We start from the raw sequence: 1,011 nt of genomic DNA on the forward strand, positions 1-1,011 counted from the left end.
TTCTCAGTATCAGATCATTGAGAAATACAAGATAGCTAGTACGAGACAACTTTCCGATTGGATTAAGAAGTATAATGGTCATAGCAGCTTAAAAGCCTACAGAGGGGAAGCAAAAGCTATGACAAAGGGTCGCTCTACAACGTGGCAGGAACGGATTGAGATCGTCCAGTATTGCCTGATGAATCAGCATGACTACCAAAAGACAGCGGAACAGTTTAAGGTTTCTTACCAACAAGTATACCAATGGGTGAAGAAGTTCGAAGATGGTGGTCAGGATGCGTTAAAAGATGGCCGAGGGAGAAAGAAAGCACCTGAAGAGCTAACAGATGCCGATCAACAGAAACTCAAAATGAAACATATGGAGTATGAAATTGAGCGCCTCCGGGCCGAAAATGCATTCTTAAAAAAGTTAGAGGAACTCGAAAGAAGGCGACGCTAGGTCACAGACGACAAGAGACGATTTACCTTGCTATTCAAACACTTCACAAGGATGAGTCAATGAGTATAAAGCTTCTCTGTGAGATTGCAGGAATTGCACGCTCAAGCTATTACAAGTGGCTAAACCGCCAACTCAGCTCTCTTGAGCTGGAGAATGAACAGTTGGCTCAGGTGATGATGAACATCTACGAAAAAGTAGAGCGTACCTTTGGGTACCGTCAATTAACCCTACATATACGTAAACAAACTGGAAAACAAATTAACCATAAGCGCGTATACCGGCTAATGAAGTTACGGGGGATTCAGTCCGTAATCCGTAGGAAGAAACCGAAATACATGCGTTCTACTCCACAACAGGTGGCAGAGAACCTTTTGAACCGTGAGTTTCAAGCAATAGCGCCAAATGAGAAGTGGGTAACAGATGTGACCGAATTCAAATATGGACAAGGTCAGAAAGCCTATTTAAGCGCTATTCTAGATCTCCATGATAAATCTATTGTTTCTTATGTATTGGGGCATTCAAATAACAATCCGCTGGTATTCCAAACATTAGAACAAGCTGCCCAATTAGCT

At 42.4% G+C, this 1,011-nt stretch carries 2 protein-coding genes; both read left to right on the top strand.

Annotation, left to right across the window (positions count from 1 at the left end):
• Positions 1 to 439, top strand: a 439-nt coding sequence (locus AC3WU2_RS30630) for a helix-turn-helix domain-containing protein (protein ID WP_492458610.1), incomplete at its 5' end; no start/stop codon positions are given.
• The coding region (locus AC3WU2_RS30635) for an IS3 family transposase (protein WP_492458611.1) at positions 397 to 1,011 on the top strand (615 nt) is incomplete at its 3' end. The genes AC3WU2_RS30630 and AC3WU2_RS30635, both read left to right, overlap by 43 nt.

It is taken from the genome of Paenibacillus sp. EB106-05-06-XG162 (assembly GCF_058791655.1).